The organism is Roseateles sp. GW821-FHT09G09 (assembly GCF_059415965.1).
In genome coordinates this window covers 250,049-273,567 of sequence record NZ_JBWKOG010000002.1, presented here as the reverse complement: position 1 = coordinate 273,567, position 23,519 = coordinate 250,049, and the positions used below count along the sequence as shown (strand labels likewise).

Annotated in this window: 20 protein-coding genes; 7 read left to right on the top strand and 13 right to left on the bottom strand. The window is 67.7% G+C overall.

Annotated elements, in window-relative coordinates; all coding sequences use genetic code 11:
* Positions 1–27: 27 nt before the first annotated feature.
* The 8 genes from AC07O8_RS06055 to kduI form a co-directional block, all read right to left on the bottom strand.
* Positions 28–2,433 carry a pectinesterase family protein gene (locus AC07O8_RS06055; protein WP_495047182.1) on the bottom strand — a complete coding sequence of 802 codons (2,406 nt, stop codon included), beginning with the start codon at positions 2,431–2,433 and terminating at the stop codon, positions 28–30.
* A complete protein-coding gene (locus AC07O8_RS06050; protein WP_495047181.1) occupies positions 2,433–3,584 on the bottom strand; it encodes an oligogalacturonate lyase family protein in 1,152 nt (383 codons plus the stop codon). Before AC07O8_RS06050 ends, AC07O8_RS06055 begins: the two co-directional genes overlap by 1 nt.
* Before the next feature lie 64 nt (positions 3,585–3,648).
* Positions 3,649–4,986, bottom strand: a complete 1,338-nt coding sequence (locus AC07O8_RS06045) for an ABC transporter substrate-binding protein (RefSeq protein WP_495047180.1) — start codon at positions 4,984–4,986, stop codon at positions 3,649–3,651.
* Positions 4,983–6,197: an ABC transporter ATP-binding protein gene (locus AC07O8_RS06040; protein WP_495047179.1), complete on the bottom strand. Its 1,215-nt coding sequence runs from the start codon at positions 6,195–6,197 to the stop codon at positions 4,983–4,985. The genes AC07O8_RS06045 and AC07O8_RS06040 overlap by 4 nt, the downstream gene beginning before the upstream one ends.
* Before the next feature lie 4 nt (positions 6,198–6,201).
* Positions 6,202–7,173: a carbohydrate ABC transporter permease gene (locus AC07O8_RS06035; RefSeq protein ID WP_495047178.1), complete on the bottom strand. Its 972-nt coding sequence runs from the start codon at positions 7,171–7,173 to the stop codon at positions 6,202–6,204.
* Entirely contained in the window at positions 7,170–8,057 is an 888-nt protein-coding gene (locus AC07O8_RS06030) for a carbohydrate ABC transporter permease (protein ID WP_495047177.1), read from the bottom strand. Before AC07O8_RS06030 ends, AC07O8_RS06035 begins: the two co-directional genes overlap by 4 nt.
* A 144-nt stretch (positions 8,058–8,201) precedes the next feature.
* Positions 8,202–8,963, bottom strand: coding sequence for a 2-dehydro-3-deoxy-D-gluconate 5-dehydrogenase KduD (gene kduD, locus AC07O8_RS06025; RefSeq protein WP_421033079.1), 762 nt, complete (start codon positions 8,961–8,963; stop codon positions 8,202–8,204).
* Between the two features lie 41 nt (positions 8,964–9,004).
* Entirely contained in the window at positions 9,005–9,841 is an 837-nt protein-coding gene (gene kduI, locus AC07O8_RS06020; protein ID WP_495047176.1) for a 5-dehydro-4-deoxy-D-glucuronate isomerase, read from the bottom strand.
* 180 nt (positions 9,842–10,021) lie between these two features.
* On the opposite strand from kduI, the gene AC07O8_RS06015 reads away from it, so the two are divergent.
* From AC07O8_RS06015 to AC07O8_RS06005, 3 genes are all read left to right on the top strand, one after another.
* Positions 10,022–10,357: a cupin domain-containing protein gene (locus tag AC07O8_RS06015; protein WP_495047175.1), complete on the top strand. Its 336-nt coding sequence runs from the start codon at positions 10,022–10,024 to the stop codon at positions 10,355–10,357.
* Between the two features lie 261 nt (positions 10,358–10,618).
* Entirely contained in the window at positions 10,619–13,588 is a 2,970-nt protein-coding gene (locus AC07O8_RS06010) for a TonB-dependent receptor (protein WP_495047174.1), read from the top strand.
* A 139-nt stretch (positions 13,589–13,727) separates the two neighbouring features.
* Positions 13,728–14,492 (top strand): rhamnogalacturonan acetylesterase, encoded by a 765-nt coding sequence (locus AC07O8_RS06005; protein ID WP_495047173.1) that lies wholly within the window; start codon positions 13,728–13,730, stop codon positions 14,490–14,492.
* 18 nt (positions 14,493–14,510) lie between these two features.
* Here the strand turns inward: AC07O8_RS06005 and AC07O8_RS06000 are convergent, their stop codons facing one another.
* Positions 14,511–15,446: a sugar kinase gene (locus tag AC07O8_RS06000; RefSeq protein WP_495047172.1), complete on the bottom strand. Its 936-nt coding sequence runs from the start codon at positions 15,444–15,446 to the stop codon at positions 14,511–14,513.
* 160 nt (positions 15,447–15,606) lie between these two features.
* Positions 15,607–16,110, bottom strand: coding sequence for a hypothetical protein (locus tag AC07O8_RS05995; protein ID WP_495047171.1), 504 nt, complete (start codon positions 16,108–16,110; stop codon positions 15,607–15,609).
* 512 nt (positions 16,111–16,622) lie between these two features.
* Between AC07O8_RS05995 and AC07O8_RS05990 the strand changes: the two genes are divergently transcribed.
* Positions 16,623–16,895, top strand: a complete 273-nt coding sequence (locus tag AC07O8_RS05990; RefSeq protein ID WP_495047170.1) for a hypothetical protein — start codon at positions 16,623–16,625, stop codon at positions 16,893–16,895.
* Positions 16,896–16,957: 62 nt separating this feature from the next.
* Here the strand turns inward: AC07O8_RS05990 and AC07O8_RS05985 are convergent, their stop codons facing one another.
* The 3 genes from AC07O8_RS05985 to uraH form a co-directional block, all read right to left on the bottom strand.
* The gene (locus tag AC07O8_RS05985; RefSeq protein WP_495047169.1) at positions 16,958–18,211 is read right to left on the bottom strand and encodes a urate hydroxylase PuuD; all 1,254 of its coding nucleotides are present in this window, start codon (positions 18,209–18,211) and stop codon (positions 16,958–16,960) included.
* Positions 18,212–18,643: 432 nt separating this feature from the next.
* On the bottom strand, positions 18,644–19,462 hold the full coding sequence (gene xdhC / locus AC07O8_RS05980) for a xanthine dehydrogenase accessory protein XdhC (protein ID WP_495047168.1): 819 nt from the start codon (positions 19,460–19,462) through the stop codon (positions 18,644–18,646).
* A 9-nt stretch (positions 19,463–19,471) separates the two neighbouring features.
* Positions 19,472–19,825, bottom strand: coding sequence for a hydroxyisourate hydrolase (gene uraH, locus AC07O8_RS05975; RefSeq protein WP_495047167.1), 354 nt, complete (start codon positions 19,823–19,825; stop codon positions 19,472–19,474).
* Positions 19,826–19,925: 100 nt separating this feature from the next.
* Between uraH and AC07O8_RS05970 the strand changes: the two genes are divergently transcribed.
* The 3 genes from AC07O8_RS05970 (at position 19,926) to uraD (ending at position 23,510) form a co-directional block, all read left to right on the top strand.
* Positions 19,926–20,609 carry a GntR family transcriptional regulator gene (locus AC07O8_RS05970; RefSeq protein WP_495047166.1) on the top strand — a complete coding sequence of 228 codons (684 nt, stop codon included), beginning with the start codon at positions 19,926–19,928 and terminating at the stop codon, positions 20,607–20,609.
* Positions 20,610–20,718: 109 nt separating this feature from the next.
* Positions 20,719–21,675 carry an allantoinase PuuE gene (gene puuE, locus AC07O8_RS05965; protein ID WP_495047165.1) on the top strand — a complete coding sequence of 319 codons (957 nt, stop codon included), beginning with the start codon at positions 20,719–20,721 and terminating at the stop codon, positions 21,673–21,675.
* A gap of 14 nt (positions 21,676–21,689) precedes the next feature.
* Positions 21,690–23,510, top strand: coding sequence for a 2-oxo-4-hydroxy-4-carboxy-5-ureidoimidazoline decarboxylase (gene uraD, locus AC07O8_RS05960; protein ID WP_495047164.1), 1,821 nt, complete (start codon positions 21,690–21,692; stop codon positions 23,508–23,510).
* The last annotated feature ends 9 nt before the right edge of the window (positions 23,511–23,519 follow it).

The window sequence follows — 23,519 nt, the reverse complement described above, 5'->3', positions numbered from 1 at the left end:
GCAAGGTATTCCTGGAAAGGGGAGATTTCACCACAGCCGGCCCGTCCCCGCGCCCGCGCGAACCCGGGCCGGCACATCGGCCGCAACATCGATGGGCAGGCGGTACGGCGGGGTCCAGCCGGCGTCGCCGACAACTGCCTTGTCGGGGTTGGTGGCGCGCAGCAGGCGCACCGGATCGACGGGGTCGCCGTTGAAGCGGGAGCCGCGGTCCTCGATGCGGTCGCCCTTGAGCAGGCGCACGATGCGCTCCGGCACGATGCCCGGCGACGCCTCCCAGATGTTGTGCTCGCTCAACACCTGCGAGGCGATGCCCACGCCGATTGAATAACCGTAGGGGTAGTCGCCGCCGGCCGTCGCGACGTAGAGGTTGTTGGCGACGTGCACCTGCCCGTAGCGCACGCGCGGCGTGCGCTCCTTCACCTGATCCCAGAGGTTGTGGTGCAGCGTCACGCGCAGGTGGCCGCGATCGTCGCGGTGGCCGTCGCCGCCGCCAATCAGCATCGTCTTGTCGTGACGGCGGAAGACGTTCCAGGACACGGTGACGAAGTCCGAGCGACGGGTGATGTCGAGCAGCCCGTCGTGGCGCTGCAGGCGCTGGCCCAGCGCCACGGGCTCACGCGGATCGGGCCGTTCGCCGTCGTCGAAGGCGCAGTGGTCGATCCACACCTGCATGGCTTCGCGCAGCGAGACGGTGTCGTACTCGGAGTTCCACTCGCCGTGCCCGTTGTCGTTGGGGTCCCAGGCGGGGAAGAAGTCGTAGGCGTCGGAGAAGCGCAGGTTGCGCAGGATCACCTGCGAGACCTGGTCCAGCATCAGCGATCCGCCGTCGAAACCCGCGTCGGGCGTCACGCCGATGAGGGTCGTGTTCGACGGCAGCTTGACCACGACCTGCGCGGCCTGCCGCTTCGCGGAACGCCTGCGCGCGTCCTCGAGCGGTCCCGAGGGCTCGCGGCGGCCCCAGGTCGCGGGGTCGTACTGCCTGACGAAGGCGTCGAGGTCGAACGCGGGATCGCGGAAATCGTCGATGCCCAGTCGCCGCCCCGCCGCATCCGCGGCGAGGTCGATACGCGCCGCGAGCGCGATCAGCTTGGGCGTGTCGCCAAGCGCGAGCGCCGCATCGAGTTCCGCGCGCGTGCGCACGACGCGGACCGCCTCGGGCTTCGCCCTCGCGCCGCCGACCGTGCCGCCGTTCATTGATGCCCAGCCGTCGCCCGACGGGATCGCGTCGAACGCCGCGGCCGGCAACGCGACAGGCAGCGTGAGGTTGCGGTACTCGGTCATGCGATTCACCGCTTCGCCGCTCGCGCTGAACGGACGACGAGAGGTCGACGCAGACCACGCAGCGAGGTGCGGCCCGAGCAGGTTGCCGCGCAGCACCGCTTGCCCATTCGGAACGGTGGGCGACGCGCGCCATTCACCGCGCGCGACGCCGCGGTCCCACGCCCGGCCCAGGCTGATGCTGGCCGGGGCCACGCCGGGCTCGGCCAGCCAACGCGAGTTTTGGATCAGGAAACCCCGCGCGAGCGCGTTCGGCGTGCTGGGCGCGATCACGTGTCCGCCATGTCCCGGCACGCGGCGACCCGCGCGACTGACGATCAGGCTGTCGTCGATGACCAGCGTCGCGCCGCCAAAGATGAAGTCGACATCGCCGCGGATCTCCGCGCGACGCACCAGCACGCGGGCCTCGTCGGACGCGACATGCGGCGCGTGCCCGCCCGCGGATGCGGATGCGACGCTGCGCTCCGCATAGAACGTGTCCTGGTGCCCGATGAGTCGCACCTGTTCCAACTGGATCCGGTCGCCGCGCGTCATCAGCGCGACGGCTTGCGCGCCGCCGCTCTCGGCGACGCCGGCTGGATAGCCCTGTCCATCGCGAACGCGGTCCATCGCGTCATTCGCGATGGTCAGTCGGGCGAGCTGGACGTCGTCGCTGAACAGCATCACGCTGGCACTGCCGGGCGTGCCGTGGGTCTCGGCGTCGAGCAGCGGCATGCAGCGGTGGGCCGACTCGCCCTTTGCCTTCGGCAGCGCGTTGTAGCGGCCTTCGACGATCACGACCTCAGACGGATCTCCGGCGCCATACAGCGCGAACGGCGCCTTGTCCTGGATGCAAAGCGGCTCGCGGTAGGTGCCGGGCTTCACCAGCACGTACGCGCGCGACGTGGTCGGCGGGGTCGAGGTCGCCGCAGTCTTCGCGGGCAATGCATCGATGGCGGCCTGCACCGTGCGGTGCGTGCCGCTGCCGTCGGCGGCGACGACGAAGGTCGGCGTCCAGCGCGACGGATCGAGCGGCACCGGCTGCCAGTCCCCGAGGTAGCTCGCCATCGTCGCCGTGGCCGCCTGCGCATCGCTGAGCTGCGGGCGCTCCTGTGCCGAAGCGCCGAGCAGCGTCATCGCTCCCACGACCGCCATGGCGACACGAGCCATCCGCATCACAGATCCGCCAGATACAGCGCGGGCTCGCCTTCGGCGTCCGCGCTGAAGAGCACCTGCTTCTCGTCCGGCGTGAACGACGGATGCGGATGCGTGACCTGCCGGTTGCCCTTGTAGACGCGCCAGGAGCTGTCGTGCCGCGCGACGCGGCGCTCGGTGCCGGCCTTCAGGTCGAAGAGGTGAAGGAAGGGATCCGTCGCGATCTGGTGGCTGCCGGTGTCGGCGACGTCGGCCGGCGAGTCGCAGCCGTCGCCGATGAGCAGCGTGCCGTCCTGGTTGCTCATCAGGTGCGAGCACGGCGGCATGCGCGTCAGTCGCTTCGATTCGAGCGTGACCGGGTCGAGCGAGCAGATCCAGCGGTCGCGCTGTCCCTTCAGGTAGGAGACATAGATCATCGCGGAGCCGTCCGGCACCCAGAACTCGTGGGTGCAGCTTTCGCCCGGATCGTGGCGGCGACCGCAGCGCACGTTGCGGCCGTCCTCGTCGATGAACCACATGCGCGCGTCGACCAGGTCGTGCGGCCCCTCGTGGCAGTACGCGACGGTGTTGTCGTCGCCCGGCCGGTACTGCGGGTGGCCGAGCCAGCCTTGCTGCTCGAGGATCACCTCGCGCGCGCCCGTCGCCAGGTCGATGCGGATCAGCCGGCAGCGCGGCTTCGCATGGAACATCTGGTGGAACTTCTGCCAGTCGCTGAGCGGGAACCAGTCGCTCGCCGCGATCTCGATGCCGACCATTTTCGTGCAGGCCGAATTCGCCACCCAGGTGCCATAGCCCACCCAGCCTTCGGGCACGGTGTAGACGACCTCCTCGCCCAGATCGCGCATCGAGAGCCGGATCAGCTGCCGCTCCGCGCGGACGAAGTAGAGGTGCCGGTCGTCGGGACTGAGGAATCCGCCGAAGGTGTTCTCGCCCGGCTGGTCGGTGAGCTGCGTCGCCACCTGCGTCTTCAGGTCGAGCAGGTGGTAGTTCCAGCTCGTGCCGGGCCCGAACTCGGCGCCGAAGATCAGCTTGGACCCATCGTTGGTGAAGCACTTCTGATAGAAGTAGTTGCGGTGGCAGGTCACGTCGGTGGGCGTCAGCCGCGTGACGCGCGCGCCGGTGTCCGGGTCCTCGCGCGTGGCGAAGTGGAGCTGTCGTTCGTTGGCTTTCATGGTCGTTCTGATCGCTGGTGTTGTCGCCGGTGTGGTCGCCGGTGTTGTCGCTGGCAGGGCGTGTTCACTTGATCCGCTGCAGCAGCGCCTGGCCTTCCGTGACCAGGCGGCGCGCGGCGTCGACGTCGCTGGTCTTGCCGTAGGCCACGGTCTCGAAGACCTCGCGCATGAACTTGTGCAGCCGCGCGTGCTCGAACAGCGGCGCCGGTCGCTTGAGCCGGCCCGACTCGCGCTGCACCTTGATCTGCTCGTGCGCGGCGACCTCCAGCGGCGGCAGCTTGCCGGCGGCCTTCAACTGCTCGTAAGGCCCGCGCGCCGATGGCAGGCCGCGGGTGCGACCCAGCAGCGCCGCGGCCTCCGGATCCGTCAGCAGGAAGTTGACGAGCTTGGCCGCCATCTCCGCGCGGCCGTTCTTCTCCGCATGACGGCTGACCGCGTACATCACCGTGGGGCGGCCGAACATGCCGCTGTCGAGCGCGCCGGGCAGCGTCGGGAACTCGCCGAGCACCAGCTTCTGCTGCTTGTCCAGCGTGGAGGCGCGCAGCGCGATGACCGAGTCCCAGGTGTAGTTGCCGGCCCAGCGGCCGACGACCCAGTCGGGCTGCTGCTCGGTCGGTTTCTCCGCGCCGCCGAGGCTGGCGCGCAGCGGCAGCGGCGTCGCGACGTGGTCGGTGACCAGGCGTTTGTAGGTGCGCACCCAGTCGAGCGCCGCGGCTTCATTCATCGCCACGCGCGGCCGCGCAGGATCGACGTAGGCCATGCCGTGCCGCTGCTGCACCCAGGCCTGGGACAGCAGCATCATGTCGTAGAGCTCGCCGTCCAGCGGATAGGCGTCCTCGCCGAGGACGCGACGGAACGCGGGGCCCGCCGCGAAGAGGTCGTCCCAGGTCCTGGGCAGCGCGAGACCGGCCCGGTCGAACGCCGCCTGGTTCCACAGCATGACCCGCGCGCTGAACGAGACCGGCAGCGCGTTGAGCTTGCCGTCGACGTCGCCGTAGGCCAGGTCCTCGCGGTCGAACTGCGCGAGGTCCAGCAGGCGCCCGTATCGGTTCAGGTCGGCGAAGCCGTTGCCGCGCTTGCTGAACATCGCCATCCAGGCCCAGTTGATCTGCATGACCTCGGGCTCGGAACCGCCGGCGATCTGCGTCGTCAGCCGCTCCAGGTAACCGTTGAAGCCCATGTACTCGGCCTTCACGCGCACGCCGTGGCGGCGCTCGAAAAGCGCGAGCGCCTTCAAGGTCGCTTCGTGCCGGCCGGCGCCGCCCCACCAGGCGAAGCGCAGCACGGTCGGCTTGTCCTGCGCGCGCGCCGGCGCGGTCAGCGCCGCGGTGAGGCCCGCGGTCGCCGCGATCGCGGCCGACCCGGCGGCGATGCCGAGCAGCTGTCGTCGGGGCAGGCTCATGCGTAGCTTCCTGAGGAAGAGGACGAAGAGGCGGACGAAGACGCGGATGAAGAGGCGAAGGTCGAGGAGGCGGTCGACAGCAGATTCAGGCCGTTCGTCGCGTCGAACAGGTGGCAGGCCGAGATCTGCAGGTGCAGCGTCAATGCGTCGCCGCGTGCGAGACCGTTCAGCGCCACGGCTTGCTCCGCGGGCACGCGCGCGGTGATCGGCAACGGGCCGAGCTCGGCGTGCAGGTAGACCTCCGACCCCATGTGCTCGGTAAAGCGCAGCCGCGCGCCGACGGGGACGCTGTCGCCCTGCGCGCGCGGCGCGAGGCCGATGTGCTCGGGCCGCAGACCGAAGGTCACCGCGCCGTCCGCCAGGCGCGGCAACGCGGCGATGCCCGCGGACTTCTCCGCCGGCAGCGGCAGCCGCGCACCGCCGACCTCGACGGCCAGGCCGACGTCGGTCGCGACCAGTCGAGCGGCCAGCAGGTTCATCTCCGGCGATCCGATGAAGCTCGCCACGAAGGCATTCGCCGGCCGGTCGTACAGCGCCGTCGGCGTGTCGACCTGCTGGATCACGCCATCCTTGAGCACGCAGATGCGCTCGCCCATCGTCATCGCCTCGACCTGGTCGTGGGTGACGTAGACCGTCGTGGCCGGCTGGCGGCTCTCGCGCAAGGTGCGGTGCAACTCGGTGAGCCGCACGCGCATCGCGGCGCGCAGCTTGGCGTCGAGGTTGGAGAGCGGCTCGTCGAAGAGGAACACGTCGGGCTTCTTCACGATCGCCCGGCCCACCGCGACACGCTGCGCCTGGCCGCCGGAAAGCTGCTTCGGATAACGGTCGAGCAGGTGCTCCATCTCCAGCAGGCCCGCGGCGTGGCGCACGCGCTGGTCGAGCTCCGCCTTCGGCGTGCCCGCCAGCTTCAGGCCGAAGGCGAGGTTGTCGTAGACCTTCATGTGCGGATACAGCGCGTAGTTCTGGAACACCATCGCGATGCCGCGCTGCTTGGGCGGCAGCGCGTTGACGGCACGGTCGCCGATGCGCAGCTCGCCGCCGCTGATGCTCTCCAGCCCCGCGATCATCCGCAGCAGCGTCGACTTCGCGCAGCCCGACGGGCCGACGAAGACCATGAACTCGCCGTCCCGCACTTCCAGGTCCACCCCGTGCACGGCCTTGAAGCCGTTGGGGTACACCTTCTCGATCTTGTTGAGGCTCAGTCTTGCCATGTCGTCAACCCTTGACTCCGGAGGACGTCGCGCCCTCGATGAAATGCTTCTGCGCCGCGAAGAACACCGCGACCGACGGGATCAGCGCCACCACCGAGATCGCGATGACGTTGGCCCACTCGACCTCCTCGGTGGCGCCGATGCTCATCTTCAGCGCGAGGGAAACCGGATACCTCTCGACGGACGCGAGGTAGATCAGCGGGCCCATGAAGTCGTTCATCGTCCAGATGAACTGGAAGACGACCACGGAGATGATGGCCGGCTTGAGCAGCGGCACGATGATGTGCCACAGCAGCTGCAGCGCGTTGCAGCCGTCGATCTGCGCGGCCTCTTCCATGTCCCGCGGGATGCCGCGCAGGAACTGCACCAGCATGAAGACGAAGAAGGTGTCGGTCGCGAAGGCGGAAGGCACGATCAGCGGCAGGTAGGAGTCCAGCCAGCCGATCTCGCGGAAGACCAGGTACTGCGGCAGCCGCAGCACGATCAGCGGCAGCATCATCGTGGCGATCATGATGCTGAACAGCGTCTTGCGGCCCCAGAACTCGAAGCGCGCGAAGGCGTAGGCCACCAGCACGCAGGAGATCACCGTGACGATGATGCGCGGGATGGTGATCAGGAAACTGTTGAGGAAGTAGGTCGCGAAGGTGTATTCGGTGCTGGTCTTCCAGCCCTTGGCGTAGGCGCTGAAGTCGAGGCGGTCCGGCCAGAAACCGGCGGAGCTGAAGATCTCGGCGTTGCTCTTGAAGGAGGCGCCGATCAGCCAGAGCAGTGGGTAGAGCATCACGATCGCCACCGCGCCCAGCGCGAGGTAGCGCAGCGTGCGGTTGCCGCGGTCGCGGCCGAGGATCAAGGCAGGCGCGGTGCCACGACCGCTGCCCTCACCCCCGCCCTCTCCCGCAAGCGGGAGAGGGAGTTGGGAAGAACGAGGCGTGTTCACGTGCGCGCGCACCGGGACGGATTCGGGCGGGCGGCTCATCGTCGGGTTTCCTTCTCGCCGGAGTAGAAGACCCAGTACTTCGAGCTCCAGAAGGAGAGCGCCGCCAGGCCACCGACCAGGGCGAACAGCACCCACGACAGCGCCGCGCCGTAGCCGAGGTTGAAGAAGCGGAAACTCTGGTCGTAGATGTAGAGCGCCAGCACATAGGTCGAGTGCAGCGGGCCGCCCTCGGTGATCATGTACGGGCCGTTGAACTCCTGGAAGGCGTGCACCATCTGCATGATCACGTTGAAGAAGATCACCGGCGTGATCAGCGGGACCGTGATCTTCCAGAGCTGCTGCATCTTGCTGGCGCCGTCGCACTCGGCGGCCTCGTAGAGCGAGATCGACACGTTCTGCAGCGCCGCCAGGAAGATCACCATCGCCGAGCCGAACTGCCACGTGAACAGCAGCACGATGGTCCACATCGAGTAATGCTCGTCGGCCAGCCACGCGATCGGCTCGATGCCCAGCTTCATCAGCACCAGGTTGACCAGGCCGTTGCGCGCGAAGACGAAACGCCACAGCACCGCCACCGCGATCGAGCCGCCGAGGATGGACGGGATGTAGAACGCGGCGCGGAAGAAGTTGATGCCGCGCAGCTTGAAATTGAGCACGTGCGCGATGAACAGGGCGAAGCCCACGCGCAGCGGCACCGCCAGCAGCGCGAAGAGCAGCGTCACGCCCAGCGACTTGCGGAACAGCGGATCCGCGGTCGCGAGCTCCTCATAGTTCCGCAGCCCGACGAAGGTCGGCGGATCGATCAGGTCGTACTGCGTGAAGCTGAGCGCGAAGCTCATCACGAAGGGGAAAAGCTTGAACAGCAGCACGCCCAGCACGAATGGCAGGACGAACAGAAACCCAAGTCTCTTGTTCTCGTACATCGATCCCCCGTTGTCTCATCGGTGGCCGATCATTGAAGCCGCGCGCGTGGTGTATTCATCCAGCGGAACCCACGGACTGGCTTTGCCGGCCGTTGGGTTCGCCCCCTTGAGGGGGCGCGCGCAGCGCGTAGGGGGTGGGCCCGGTTATCGAGCGAGCCAACCCCCATCGACCGCGACGGTGTACCCGTTCACGTAATCGGATGCCTTCGATGCGAGGAACACGACCGGGCCGGCCAGGTCATCCGGGCTTCCCCAGCGGCCGGCCGGGATGCGATCGAGGATCGCGGCGTTGCGCGTCTCGTCCTGGCGCAGCGCGGCGGTGTTGTTGGTCGCCATGTAGCCGGGCGCGATCGCGTTGACGTTGATGCCGTGCGAGGCCCATTCGTTGGCCATCAGCCGGGTGATGCCCATCACGCCGCTCTTGCTGGCCGTGTACGACGGCACCCGCACGCCGCCCTGGAAGGACAGCATCGACGCGACGTTGATGATCTTGCCGCCGCCGCCCTGTGCCAGGTATTGCCGGGCCACCGCCTGCGAGAAGAAGAACACCGTCTTCAGGTTGAGGTCGACGACGTCGTCCCAGTCCTTCTCGCTGAAGCGGATCGCGTCCTCGCGCCGGATGATGCCGGCGTTGTTGACCAGGATGTCGACGCGGCCGGTCAGCGACTTGGCCTCGGCGACGAGGCCCTCGATGCAGCTGATGTCGCCGAGGTTGGCGCGCAGGTCGAGGAAGCGTCGCCCCAGGCGCTCGACCTCGCCACGGGTCTCCGCCGGGTCGGACACGTTGACGCCGACGATGTGCGCGCCGGCCTGCGCCAGCGCGACCGCCATCCCCTGCCCCAGGCCGGTGTTGCAGCCCGAGACGATGGCCACGCGGCCGTCGAGTTGGAAGTTGTCCAGGATCATGTGATTCGTTCCGTTGATTGCCGTGACACCACGATCCGCGCTCAGCGCAGCGTCGTCATCGGCACGTGGTCCATGTCCTTGAACACCTGGTTCTCGCCGACCATGCCCCAGATGAAGGTGTAGGCCTGCGTGCCGACGCCGGAGTGGATGGACCAGCTCGGGCTGATGACCGCCTGCTCGTTGCGCACGACCAGGTGGCGGGTCTGCGTCGGCTCGCCCAGCATGTGGAACACCACCGCGTCGGACTTCATGTCGAAGTAGAAGTACACCTCCATGCGGCGGTCGTGCTGGTGGCAGGGCATCGTGTTCCAGAGGCTGCCCGGCTCGAGCTGGGTCATGCCCATCAGCAGCTGGCAGGTCGGCAGCACGTCGGGCACCAGGAACTTGTGGATGGTGCGGCGGTTGCTGGTCTCGGGCGAGCCCAGCGTCTCCGGCGAGGCCTCGGCCAGCGTGACCTTGCGCGTGGGGTAGGCGGTGTGGGCCGGCGCGCAGTTGAAGTAGAGCTTGGCGGGGTTGGCGCTGTCCACGCTCTTGAACTCGACGATCTTCGCGCCCTGCCCGATGTAGAGCGCCTCGCGCGGCCCGACGTCGTACTGCGTGTCGTCGACGAAGATGCGCGCCGCGCCGCCGATGTTGATCAGGCCCAGCTCGCGCCGCTGCAGGAAGTAGTCGGTGCCGGTGTACTTGCCCAGCTCCGCCGAGAAGGTCACCGGCCGGGTCACCGGCATGATGCCGCCGACGATGATCCGGTCGATCTGGCTGTAGGTCAGCGTCGCCTCGTCGGGCTTGAACATCTCGTCGACCAGGAACTGGCGGCGCAGGCCTTCGGTGTCCAGCGTGCGGGCGTGTTCACTGTGGATGGGTTGGCGGATTTCCATGTCGTCTCCTGGCGGTCCTGTGGCTTCACGAGCTCTGATGGGTTCGCAGCGTACGGGCCTGCGGACTTTCCCGGAACTATGGTTTCTATGTAGTGAACCGCTGTTTCAATTTTCTGCGACGTCGTTATAGTTGCTCGCAACGACGGCCGAGAACCGTCCCGATTCCAGGAGACAAGCCCGATGACCCGCCCGTACTTCCTGAACGACGCCGAGCCGTGGACCGAGCTCGGCGACGGCATCCGCCGCAAGATCGTCGGCCACACGCCAGAGCTGATGTCGGTGCTTGTGCAGTTCGACCATGGCGCGATCGGCACCCCCCATGCGCACGACGCGCATGACCAGATCGCCTTCGTGATCAGCGGCGCCTTCGAATGCGACGTCGGCGGGGTGAAGCGCGTGCTCAAGCCCGGCGACGCGTTCGTGGCGCCGAGGTTGACGACGCACGGCGTCGTCGCGCTGGAGGCCGGCAGCACGCTGCTGGACCAGTTCTCGCCGCGGCGCGAGGACTACCTCTGAGCTGAATCCCCAGGGTCCGCGCGCGCCGCGGATCGCATCGTCCAGCAGTACCGAGGCGGCGGCGCACTACAGCGCTCCCGCTCCCTACCCTGCCGGCGCCCTGCGCGCGCCTGCGACCCCATGCCGCGAGAGCGACGGGCCACGATCCCGCGCCCGCGACCGCAGAAGAACCTTGGAGACAACGTCATGCCCCATCGCATTGGGACTCGCCTCGGGACGTCCACGTCCAACCGCCCGCGTCGGGCCCCACGGGCCGCGCCCGTGGCATCCACCCCCCGCCTGACCCGCCTCGCCGCCTGCCTGCTGGGCACCGCGACGCTGTCGCTGCCCGCGTGGAGCCAGGACCAGGCCGCCCCTGCGCCGGCCGCCGCTGCATCGGCCGCCGCGCCGGCGCCCGCCCCCGACAAGGCCCTCGACACGGTGGTGATCACCGGCATCCGCGCCTCGCTCGAGAGCGCGCTGAACGCCAAGCGCCAGGACCGGGGCATCGTCGACGTGATCAAGGCCGAGGACATCGCCAAGTTCCCCGACACCAACCTGGCCGAATCGCTGCAGCGCATCCCCGGCGTGGTCATCGACCGCGACGCCGGCGAGGGGCGCAACATCACCGTGCGCGGCCTGGGCGCGGACTTCACGCGGGTGCGCATCAACGGCATCGAGGCGCTGGCCACGACCGGCGGCACCGACAGCTCGGGCGGCGCGAACCGCTCGCGCGGATTCGACTTCAACGTCTTCGCGGCCGAGCTCTTCAACACCATCACCGTGCGCAAGAGCAGCTCGGCCGAGGTGGACGAGGGCTCGCTCGGCGCGACCGTGGACCTGCAGGCCGCGCGGCCCTTCGACTTCAACAAGCGCGTGGTCGCGGCCTCGGTGAAGGCCCGCTACAACGACCTGGCGCGCGAGACCGATCCGCGCGCGGCCTTCCTGCTCAGCGACGTGTTCCTGGACAAGAAGCTGGGCGTGCTGGTCTCGGGCGCGTACTCGAAGCGCCGGCTCTTCGAGGAAGGCTTCTCGACGGTGCGCTGGGACAACGGCGCCTCCTCCGGCGGCTGGTGCTCGCCGCAAGGCGTGACCCCGGCGAATCCGACCACCACCGCCGCCAACTGCGGACCGGCCGCGCAGGGCGTGCCGCGCCTGCCGGCCTCCGCAGGCGCGACCGCGGCCTACAACGCGGCCAGCAGCGCGGACAACTTCCACCCCCGCCTGCCGCGCTACGGCCGGCTCACGCATGACCAGGACCGGCTCGGCCTGACCGGCTCGATCCAGTTCAAGCCGACGGACAGCACGCTGCTGACCTTCGACATGCTGTATTCGAAACTGGACGCGACGCGGCGGGAGGACTTCCTCGAGGCCATCTCGTTCAGCCGCACGGCGAGCCAGGGCGGCAAGCCGCAGACCAGCGTCGTCGAGGCGCAGTACGCGCCCAACGGCGCGCTGCAGTACGGCGTGTTCAACGGCGTCGACATCCGCGCCGAGTCGCGCTACGACGAGCTGACGACCACCTTCCGTCAACCGAGCCTGACGCTGGAGCAGGACATCACCGACCACCTCAAGCTCAACGCGAAGGTGGGCCGGGCCGACTCCAAGTTCCGCAATCCGGTGCAGACCACGGTCACGCTCGACGCGCTGAACGTCAACGGCTACACGCTGGACTTCCGCAACGACGACCGGCTGCCGGTGATCAAGTACCCCTTCGATCCCACGGCGCAGAACGGCGCGCTGCAGATCGTCGGCGTGCCGCAGGTCAGCACGGGCACGCAGCCGACGACGGTCACCAACACGACCACCAGCGAGATCCGCATCCGGCCGCAGGGCGCCAACAACATCAACGACATCGGGCATCTGGACCTGGCGTGGGAGGTGATGCCGGACACGCTGACGCTGAAGGCCGGCTTCGACTACAAGAAATACAGCTTCGACACCTTCGAGTTCCGGCGCGTCAACCAGAACGACACGATCTTCTCGCCGGCGGCGGGGTCGGGCGTGCTGACCAAGATGTTGACCGGCTTCGGCCGCGGACTCAGCCTGCCGCAGGGCACGCCGACCTCGTGGGTCATCCCCGACCTCAACGCGATCGCCGCGGCCTACGATATCTACTGCAACTGCATCAAGAGCGGTCCCGCGGGCGGCCCGGGCGACTTCACGCTGTCCTCGACCACCAACGGCAACGCGCGCGGCAACAACCGCGCGGTGGTCGAGAAAGACACGGGCGGTTTCGTGCAGGCGGACTTCGAGGGCCGGCTCTTCGGCCTGCGCCTGCAAGGCAACGTCGGCGTGCGCTACGTCGTGACCGAGCAGGACGCCACCGGCTACCTGGCCACCGGCGGCGGCACCGAGGTCGTGATCGGGCAGAAGTACAAGGACTGGCTGCCGGCGCTGAACGTCTCGGCCAACCTGACCAAGGACCTGATCGCGCGCTTCGCCGCGGCCAAGGTGATGGCGCGGCCGCAACTGGGCAACCTGAACCCGGGCGGCACGATCAGCACGACCGGCACGCTGTCGATCACCACGGGCAACCCGTACCTCAAGCCCTTCCGCGCGAAGACCTTCGACGGCAGCCTGGAGTGGTACTTCGGCCGCAACGCCTTCATCGGCGTGGGGCTGTTCCAGAAGAACATCGACACCTACATCCAGAGCCTGCGCACCAACGCGCCGTACAACCAGACGGGGCTGCCGATGTCGCTGCTGCCGTCCAACTTCACCGGCGAGGAGGTGTTCCAGCTCACGACGCCGATCAACACGCCCGGAGGCAAGCTGCGCGGCATCGAGCTGAACTACCAGCAGCCCTTCACCTTCCTCCCGAGCTGGGGGAAGAACTTCGGCACGGTGCTCAACTACACCTACGTGAAGTCCAAGATCACCTACCTGATCTCGCCGACCAGCGACACGACCATCTCGGACGATCTGCTCAACATGTCGCCGAAGTCGTGGAACGCGACGCTGTACTACGACGACAACACCTTCAGCGCACGGGTGTCGGCGTCCAAGCGATCGTCGTTCCTGACGCGGGTGCCGGGGCAGAACAACAACGACGTCGAAGGGAAGAACGCCACGCTCAACGTGGATGCGTCGATCTCGTACAAGGTCAACGACAACCTCACGATCACGCTGGAGGGCGTCAACCTGACCAATGAGGCGAACGACCAGTTCATCTCGAGGGCGCGGAACAGCCCCGTGGTCTATCACGTGACGGGGCGGGAGTTTCTCCTCGGAGCGAGCTACAAGTTCTGAGGGGGCTTGGCTGGCTTGGCTGGCTTGGCTGGTTTGGTCGGCTTGACTGCGTGAGGACAAGCGCCGACTCTCCACGGGGCATGGGGCCTCCCTCCGGGAACCCCAAGCCCCATTCCGGTCGCATCACCACGGAGCACTCATGAAGAAGTCATGGCTCGCGGCGCTGGTCCTTGTGGCAGGCGCCGCGTCCGCGCAGGAGGCAGCATCCTCGCTGCGCGTGATCCTCGTCGGCGATTCGACGATGGCCACGAAGAGCGGCTACGGCGACGCGCTCTGCGCACGCTTCAAGCCCGAGGTCATCTGCCTCAACGTCGCCAAGGGCGGGCGCAGCACCAAGAGCTTCCGCGCCGAAGGCCTCTGGGGTCAGGTCATGACACTGCTGCGCGATCGACCCGCGGGCCAGACCGACGTGGTGCTGATGCAGTTCGGTCACAACGACCAGCCCGGCAAGCCGGGCCGCTCCACCGACCTGCAGACGGAGTTCCCCGTGAACCTGGCGGGCTACATCGCGGATGTGGCGCCGACCGGCGCGCGGCTGGTGATGCTGACGCCGCTCACGCGAAGGAGCTTCGATGCGCAGGGGCGACTCGAGAACAACCTGCGCCCGTGGGCCGACGCGACGATCCGCGTCAGCGCGGAGCATCAGGTTCCTCTGCTCGACTTGAATGCGATCAGCCACGCGGCGGTCCAGGCGATGGGCGAGACGGAAGCTGACACGCTGGCGATGGCGCCGAAGCCGATCGATGCGCCTGCGCAGGCGGCGTCCTCGCCCGAGCGCGCGGGCGCCGCGAATCCCGTCTTCGACCGCACGCACCTGGGCGCCAAAGGCGCGCAGGTGTTCTCGGCGATGGTCGCCGAGCAACTCGTCGTGGTGATGCCCGAGCTCAAACGCTGGATGCGCTGAGCGCGGGCTTTCCGCCCTTCAGAGCAGATCCGCCATCGCCTCGGCGGGAATGATCGCACCGGGATATCCGATCACGCGCGCTGCGACGCGATTGCCATGCGCCGCGGCGCTGACGGCGTCATGCCCCGACAAGCGACGCGCCAGATAGCCGCCCGCGAAAGAATCTCCCGCCGCCGTCGTGTCGACGACGCGCTCAACCCACTGCGTCGGCGCTTCGAGCCAACGTCCCTGGCCATCGCCTGCACGCACGAGCGTCGATGAAGCGCCGCGTTTGATCAGCACCTCGGGGGCCGCCAAGGCTTTCGCATGCGTGATGGCTGCATCGAGGTCCGGCAAATCCATCAGCGACTGATGATCGTCCGCCGTGACAAGCGCGATCGTGGCGAGCGAGAACGCCCGCTCGAACTCGACCCGCGCCGCCTGCCGGTCCTTCCACAGTCGAGGCCGATAGTTGTTGTCGAAGACGACGTGGGCACCGCGCTCGCGCATCGCGGCCATCAGCGCGTAGAAACGCTCGCGCCCGTCGGCCGGCAGGATCGCCAGCGTGATGCCGCTGAGGTAGAGCGCGTCGAACTCATGCGCATGGATTTCCAGCGGCGTGCGCTCGACATCGAAGTACGCCTTCGCCGCGGCGGTGTCGCGCCAATAGTGGAAGCTGCGCTCGCCGCGGCCGTCGACCTCGATCATGTAGAGCCCCGGCATGCGGCCTGCGAGGCGCCGCACCAGCCGCGTATCGATGCCCTGCTCGCGCCAGCGGTCGAGCAGGCCGGCACTGAGGCCGTCCTCGCCGAGGGCCGTCGCATACGCCACCTCCAGCCCGGCCGCCGCGCCGCAACGTCGCAGATAGACAGCGGTGTTGAAGGTATCGCCGCCGTAGCCCAGCGTCATCGCGCCGAAGGCCTCGCCCTTGAGCTCCAGCATGCATTCGCCGATCACGGCCACGCGCTTGGTCATCGGAATCCTCTTCGTTTCTACTTTTGAAACGGCGTTTTGGATTCTGATTTCAAGAAGTTAGCCCTGCCACAGGAATGACCCGTACTACCCGGCTCGCAAAGACAAGACCGTGTCCCAGACAACGAGAGACGAGGCACGCATCGTTCAAGAACAGTGCTGCTCAGTCTGCTGAATACCGCGTTCCAATGGCTCCAATCGGCTTCAACCACCCGCGAAGCCTGAAGACCTCATTCACTGGACGCCACAGTGGCGCCTCCGCCTGCGGACGATAGCGAATTCGATCGGCTTCACCCTCACTTGCGCCAATCGAGCCCCAACGCATCACGTCAAGATCGGCTTCCGACTGGGGATTCTTACTGGAAGGCATCTTTATGCCCACACGTTTGACTACATAGTTGCCAACGGCCAAGACGTGCATTTGGGCTGCGCTAACAGAGGCAAGCGCGACCTCAGAGCGGGCAAACAGATAGTTCTCCGCCGCCGCATGATCTAGGTCTAGCGAATTCGGCGGCTGCCCAAGAATCGGATCCTTGTCGCGCCATCCGAATTTCAAGTCTGCCCAAGCGGCTCGAATGTTGTCACCCGCCCATCGACCGTCGACACCGCCATGCTTCTTCAGATAATCATTGATGATCCGCCGCACGTTGACATCGTTCACTGGCATGACTCACCTCCAGGCAAAGCAGGTCATCACATCTTGGAATCTTCTGGAACGATCGCGCATCCCCAGTCTTGTGGAAGTAGCAGTTTGCCGAACTAGACCGATTGCGAGGCGCGCCAGGTGGGCGGCATGGCACGCAGACCGGCTTGACGTCCGGGTGCGGCCGCAGTTCCAACAGCAGAGGCAATTCGCGCGCCTCGACCAGTACCGAATGCTCCGCAACGGGGCGTTGGTCGACGACGGGCTTGGGATGGCGGAAGAAGAACATGGCGCCCACATCGCGACGCGCCGCGACGCTTCAACCCAGGGCTTTCCCTTGAGCTCAACGGTAGTGGGTGAGTCGGCACGCAATGGTTTGACCTCTCATACGCGGTCGACATCCATTCGCCCCACGAAGCGCGGGCCGTTGGTCAGAGTGCAGGCTTTAGGGTTCGTCCCGCTTCTGCCAATCGCTGACGCTTGCTAGCGTCAAAGGGCCACTAATTTTATTGAGCGGAATGCTCTAGGGAGGAAACATGGCAAGCAAGAACATCGCAACCGCACAGGCAACACCGGACCAACAACCAGCCGCCGCTACGCCAGCCAAAGCGAAGCGAGTTAACTCTTTTGCACCGAAAAAATTTGAAGAGCACACGCTCGTGGATTCTGACAACAAGATCGTCGGTCATGTGCGAGTGAAGCCCAACGGAATTCTCTGGTCGCCGAAGAATGGCAAGGATTGGTATGGCGTTTCGTTGAACGATTTCGCCAAGTTCCTCGAGGAAAACGGCAAGAAGCAGTCTAAGTAACCCGCATCGCACCTAGTTCCTAACCGGACGGGGAGGGGCTAGCGCTCCGCTGGGCTTGCCCCTCACCTCGCCCTGAACCACCGCCCCAACGCCGCCCGTTCCTCGTCGGTGATCCCGGTCGCGTTGTTCAGCGGCATGGTCTTCTGCACCACGGCCTGCTGGTAGATCTCGGCCGCGTGTTGCTCGATCATCTGCGGCTCGTGGAACTGGATGCGCTTGGGCGCGAGCGCCGCGTTGTGGCATGCGAGGCAGCGCGCGTTGACGATCGTCTTCACCTGCTCGAAGGTGACTTCGGCTGAGTCGCTCAGCGTAGCCGTCGCGCCGGGGCCAGGTGTTGCCGACGAGGTTGCCGTCGTGGTCGGTGGAGCCATCGTGACGGGCACGGTCGCAGGCCGAGGCGCCAGCCAGGCGATCAGGATTGCCAGCAGCATGACCACCGCCACCAGCAGCGGCCAGGCGTCGACGCCCTTGTGGCGCTTCACGAACCAGGTGCGCACCAGCACGCCGGTCAGCATCAGCATCACCAGCACCAGCCAGTTGTGCGGGTGGCTGTAGAGCATGCCGTAGTGGTTGGACAGCATCGCGATCAGCACCGGCAGCGTGAAGTAGGTGTTGTGCACGCTGCGCTGCTTGCCGCGCTGGCCGTGGACCGGGTCCACCGGCCGCCCCGCCCGCATGTCCGCGATCACCTGCTTCTGGCCCGGGATGATCCAGAAGAAGACGTTCGCGCTCATCATCGTGGCGATCATCGCGCCGGTGATCAGGAAAGCCGCCCGGCCCGCGAAGAGCTGGCTCGCCCCCCATGCCGCGCCCACGACCGCCACGGCGATCAGTCCGAGCACCACGCCGTCGTTGCCGATCGAGCCGTCGGCCTTGCGGCCGAAACGCCGGCAGATCTGGTCGTAGACCAGCCAGCCGCCCGCCAGGAAGCCGAGCGCCCCGGCAATCGCCGCCGGCGCGCTCCAGTCGAAGACGCGCTTGTCGATCAGGTAGGTGTCGGCGTTGAAGAGGTAGAGCAGCGCGAAGAGCGCGAAGCCGCTCATCCACGTCCAGTAGCTCTCCCAGTAGAACCAGTGCAGGTGCTGCGGCAGGTTGGCCGGCGCGACCATGTACTTCTGCGGGTTGTAGAAACCGCCGCCGTGCACCGCCCAGAGTTCGCCGTCCACGCCTTTGGACTTGAGGTCCTCGGCTTGGGGCTTGAGGAGGTGGTTGTCCAGCCAGACGAAATAGAACGAGGCGCCGATCCAGGCAATGGCCACGATCACGTGCAGCCAGCGCAGCAGCAGATTGGCCCAGTCAAGCAGGTAGCTGTCCATCAACGAACGTCGTGCAAGATCCGGACCACCACTGCGGGCGCTGTGAACCGGCAAGCGTCGCGCTGAGAAATGGGCGCCGCGGCGACGTTGAGGTGGGAAGTGTATACAGTTTGGATGGCCGTACTGCGACGGCCGCTGGCCCTCACCCCAGCCCTCTCCCGCAAGCGGGAGAGGGAGTCAGAGGTCGCATGACTGCCCAGACCCCGCGCGCTGCGCGCGCCCCTCACCCCAGCCCTCTCCCGCAAGCGGGAGAGGGAGTCAGAGGCCGCATGACTGCCTAGACCCCGCGCGCTGCGCGCGCCCCTCACCCCTGCCCTCTCCCGCAAGCGGGCGAGGGAGCAAGAGGAGCCGGCGCTACGAGGAGAGCCGGTCGGGCTCCCTCTCCCGCTTGCGGGAGAGGGCGGGGGTGAGGGCCAGCAGCCGTGGCATCGCTCAGAGCGGCTCGGTCGGCTCCTGCATCGCCTGCGCCACGACCGACAGCGCCACCATTTCCGGCTGCTTCCCCGGGATGCCGGGAATGCCGATCGGGCACGTCACGTGCGCCAGCTCGGCGGGCGTGAAACCTCGCGCTTCCAGCCGGTGGCGGAAGGTCGCCCACTTGCTCTTGCTGCCGATCAGGCCGATGTACGGCAGATCGCGCAACTCGCGTTGGCGCTTCAGGCAACTGGCGAGGATGTCGAGGTCCTCGGCATGGCTGAAGCTCATGATCAGCACGTGCGAGCCCGCCGCCAGCGTCGGCACCGCGCCTTGCACCGGCTCGGACTGCTCAGCCCGGACGTTGTCCGGCAGCGGCTCCGGGAACATGCCCTCACGGCTGTCGATCCAGTGCACCGTCGCCGGCAGCCTGGCCAGCAGGTCGACGATCGCCCGCCCGACGTGGCCGCCGCCGAACAGCGCGATGCGCCGCCAGTCGCGCCGGTCGCCGAGACGCTCGGCCAAGCCGGCAATCGATCCCGCGTCCAGCCACTCGAAGTTCAACCACACCACGCCGCCACAGCACTGGCCGAGCGATGGCCCGAGCGCGAAGCGCTGGCGCGGCTCCATGACCCGCCCCGCCGCGAGCGCGGCACGTGCCTTCGCGATCGCGTCGAATTCGAGCTGCCCGCCGCCGATCGTGCTCACGACGTCGGACGCGGTCACCGCCATCCACGCGCCAACCTCCCGCGGCCCGCTGCCCTGCAGCTCGTCGACGCGCACCAGCACCGCCGGCTCGCGCGCGAGTCTCAGGGCCAAGGTCTGCCAGGACCGCATGGGACGACCTCAGCTGCCCCGGTAGGTCGAGTACGACCAGGGACTCGCCAGCAGCGGCACGTGATAGTGCGCGCCCGGATCGGCGATCCCGAAATCCAGCGGCACCTCGTCCAGGAAGGCCGGCTCCGGCAGCGTCACGCGCCGGCCGCGGAAATACTCGGCCACGGCAAACACCAGCCGGTAGCGCCCGACCTGCAGCGTCTCCCCCTCGAGCAGCGGACCGTCCGCCCGCCCGTCGACGTTGAGCGTCAGCGCCTGCAGCAGGTGCGGCTCGCCGGACTCGATCCGGTACAGCCGCACGGCCATGCCGGCGGCCGGGCTGCCGTGCATGGTGTCGAGGACGTGAGTCGTGAGCTTGCCCATGGTCGCCATCGGTGAAAGGGAAACTGGAAATCCAAAGTGTATACACTTCAGGACACACCGCCCACCGCCCGATCTGCCGATCACGACCGACCGCCCGACCATGAACGCCCGGGACCTCGACGCCAGCGCCTCCGTCACCGGACGCATCACCGCCGCCATCACGCAGGCGATCGTCGAGCGTCGGCTGATGCCGGGCACCAAGCTGGTCGAACAGCAGCTGGCGGACATCTTCGACTGCTCGCGCACGCTGGTGCGGCAGGCGCTGAACCAGCTCAGCCGCGATCGGCTCGTGCGGCTGGAGCCGGCCCGCGGCGCCTTCGTCGCGCAGCCCAGCGTCGAGGAGGCGCGCCAGGTCTTCGAGGTGCGCAAGATGCTCGAGGCCGCGATGCTCGCCGACCTCTGCCAGCGCATCACGCCCGCCCAGATCAAGCAGCTGCGCGCCCATCTGAAGCAGGAGCGCGAGGCGGTCGCCCGCACCGACGTCCCCGGCCGCACGCGGCTGCTGGCGGACTTCCATGTCGTGCTCGCCCGCATGCAGGGCAACGAGGTGCTGGCGCAGCTGCTGACCGACCTGCTCTCGCGCAGCTCGCTGATCGCGCTCATGTACCAGAGCTCCCATTCCGCCGCCGAGTCCCAGGCCGAGCACGATGCGATCGTCGACGCGCTGGAAGCGCGCGACAAGCGTGCGGCGCTGAAGCTGCTCGACGCCCACCTCGGCAACGTCGAGGCCAACCTGCGGCTCGATCCGCGCGTGCAGGACCTGAAATCGGTCCTTCAACCTTGATGCCGCCGCCCACCTCCACGTCCACGCGCCCGTCCAAGCGCTCATCCACAGACATGCCCACCGCAAAGTCTGTCGATGCGTCCCTCGACACCGCCATGAAGTCCGTCGCATGAAGCCCGTTGTCTCTCCCGGTTATCCCCGCGACCTCGTCGGCTACGGCGAGCATCCACCGCACGCACAGTGGCCGGGCCAGGCGCGCATCGCCGTGCAGTTCGTCCTCAACTACGAGGAAGGCGGCGAGAACAGCGTGCTGCACGGCGACGCCGGCAGCGAGCAGTTCCTGTCGGAGATGTTCAACCCGCCGGCCTTCCCCGCGCGGCACCTCAGCATGGAAGGCATCTACGAATACGGCTCGCGCGCCGGCGTGTGGCGGCTGCTGCGTGAATTCGAGAAACGCGCGCTGCCCTTGACCGTCTTCGGTGTGTCGATGGCGCTGGAGCGGCACCCGGAGCTGACCCGGGCCTTCGTCGAGCTGAACCATGAGATCGCCTGCCACGGCTGGCGATGGATCCACTACCAGGGCGTCGACGAAGCCATCGAGCGCCAGCACATGGACATCGGCATGGACATCATCCAGCAGCTGACCGGCGAGCGGCCGTCGGGCTGGTACACCGGCCGCGACAGCCCGCACACGCGCCGGCTGGTGGCCGACTTCGGCGGATTCGAGTACGACAGCGACTACTACGGCGACGACCTGCCGTTCTGGCTCAACGTCCGCAAGACCGACGGCGCGCTGACGCCCCATCTCGTCGTGCCCTACACGCTGGACTGCAACGACATGCGCTTCGCGCTGCCGCAGGGCTTCAGCCATGGGGACGAGTTCTTCGACTACCTGCGCGACACCTTCGACGTGCTCTACGCCGAGGGCGCCGAGGCGCCGAAGATGATGAGCATCGGCATGCATTGCCGGCTGCTCGGCCGGCCGGGCCGGATGCGGGCGCTGCAGCGCTTCCTCGACCACGTCGAGAAACACGACCGCGTCTGGATCGCCCGCCGCGTCGACATCGCCCGCCACTGGCGCGCCACGCATCCGTTCGATGCGGACAAGGCCTTCGTGTGGGGCTGATGATGAGCAACACCTTGAGTACGGCTTCCCTCTCCCTCGATCAACTGAACGTCGCCGGCGAAGACACCTTCGTCGCGCTGCTGGACGGCGTCTATGAACACTCGCCGTGGATCGCGCAGCGTGCCTTCGTCGCCCGGCCTGCGAGCGGCTTCGCCAGCCTCGCGGCGCTGAAGCACGCGATGGCGCGCGTCGTGCGCGAAGCCGCGCTCGACGAGCAGCTCGGCCTGATCCGCGCGCATCCGGAGCTCGCCGGCAAGGCGATGGTTGCCCAGTCGCTGACAGCAGAGTCCACGAACGAGCAGAGCAAGGCCGGCCTCACGAACTGCTCGCCGGAAGAGTTCGCGCGCCTGCAGCAGCTGAACGCCGACTACAACGCGCGCTTCGGCTGGCCTTTCATCCTCGCGGTGCGCGGCCCGCGCGGCGACGGCCTGACGCGGCAGCAGATCATCGACACCTTCGCGCGGCGCCTGAACGGGCACCCGGACATCGAGCGCGCCGAGTGCCTGCGCAACATCCACCGCATCGCGGAGATCCGGCTCAACGACAAGTTCGGCCACACGTCCGGCGAGAAGTCCAGCGCCACGCCGACGCTCGGCAACCAGGTCTGGGACTGGGCGGAATCGCTCGCGCGGTTCTCCGATCCCGGCTTCGCGGAGAACGGCCAGCTCACCGTGCTCTACCTGACCGAGGCCCATCGCGCCGCGGCGGCGCAACTCGCCGACTGGATGCGCGAGTGCGGCTTCGACGAGGTCTCCATCGATGCCGTCGGCAACGTCGTCGGCGTCTATCACGGCACCCTTCAGGGCCAGCCTGACGAGCCTCCGCGACTGCTCACCGGCAGCCACTACGACACCGTCCGCAACGGCGGCAAGTACGACGGCCGGCTCGGCATCCTCGTGCCGATGGTCTGCGTGCGCGAGCTCAAGCGCCAGGGGCGCCGGCTCCAGCACGGCCTCGAGGTCGTCGGTTTCTCCGAAGAGGAAGGCCAGCGCTACAAGGCGACCTTCCTCGGTTCCAGCGCGCTGGTCGGCCGATTCGATCCGGCGTGGCTGGATCAGGCCGATGCCGACGGCGTCGTGATGCGCGACCTGATGCGCGACGCCGGCCTGCCCGGCACGATGGACGCGATCCAGGCCCTGAAACGGGATCCGGCGCGCTACCTCGGCTTCATCGAGGTCCACATCGAGCAGGGCCCGGTGCTCAACGAGCTCGACCTGCCGCTGGGCATCGTCACCTCGATCAACGGCAGCATCCGCTACGTCGGCGAAGTGCGCGGGCTCGCCTCGCACGCCGGCACCACGCCGATGGACCGTCGGCGCGATGCCGCCGCCGCGGTGGCGGAGTTGATCCTCTACGTGGAAGAACGCGCCGGCGCGGTGCCCGAGGTCGTCGGCACCGTCGGGCAGCTGCAGGTGCCCAACGGCTCCATCAACGTGATCCCGGGCCGATGCCGATTCAGCCTGGACCTGCGCGCCACCACCGACGCCGCGCGCGATGCGCTCGACGCCGACGTGCGCGCCCGCCTCGCCGAGATCTGCGAGCGGCGCGGCGTCAGCTTCACGCTGGAGCGCACCGAAGCCGCCGCCGCCGCGCCCAGCGACGCGGCGTGGCAGGCGCGCTGGGAAGCGGCCGTCGGCGCGCTCGGCCTGCCGGTGCACCGGATGCCTTCGGGCGCCGGCCACGACGCGATGAAGCTCCACCAGGCGATGCCTCAGGCCATGCTCTTCCAACGCGGCCTCAACCTGGGCATCAGCCACAACCCGCTCGAAGCGATCAGCAACGACGACACCGAACTCTGCGTGCAGGCCTTCCTCGCCCTGCTCGACCGGCTCTGAACGCCGCCC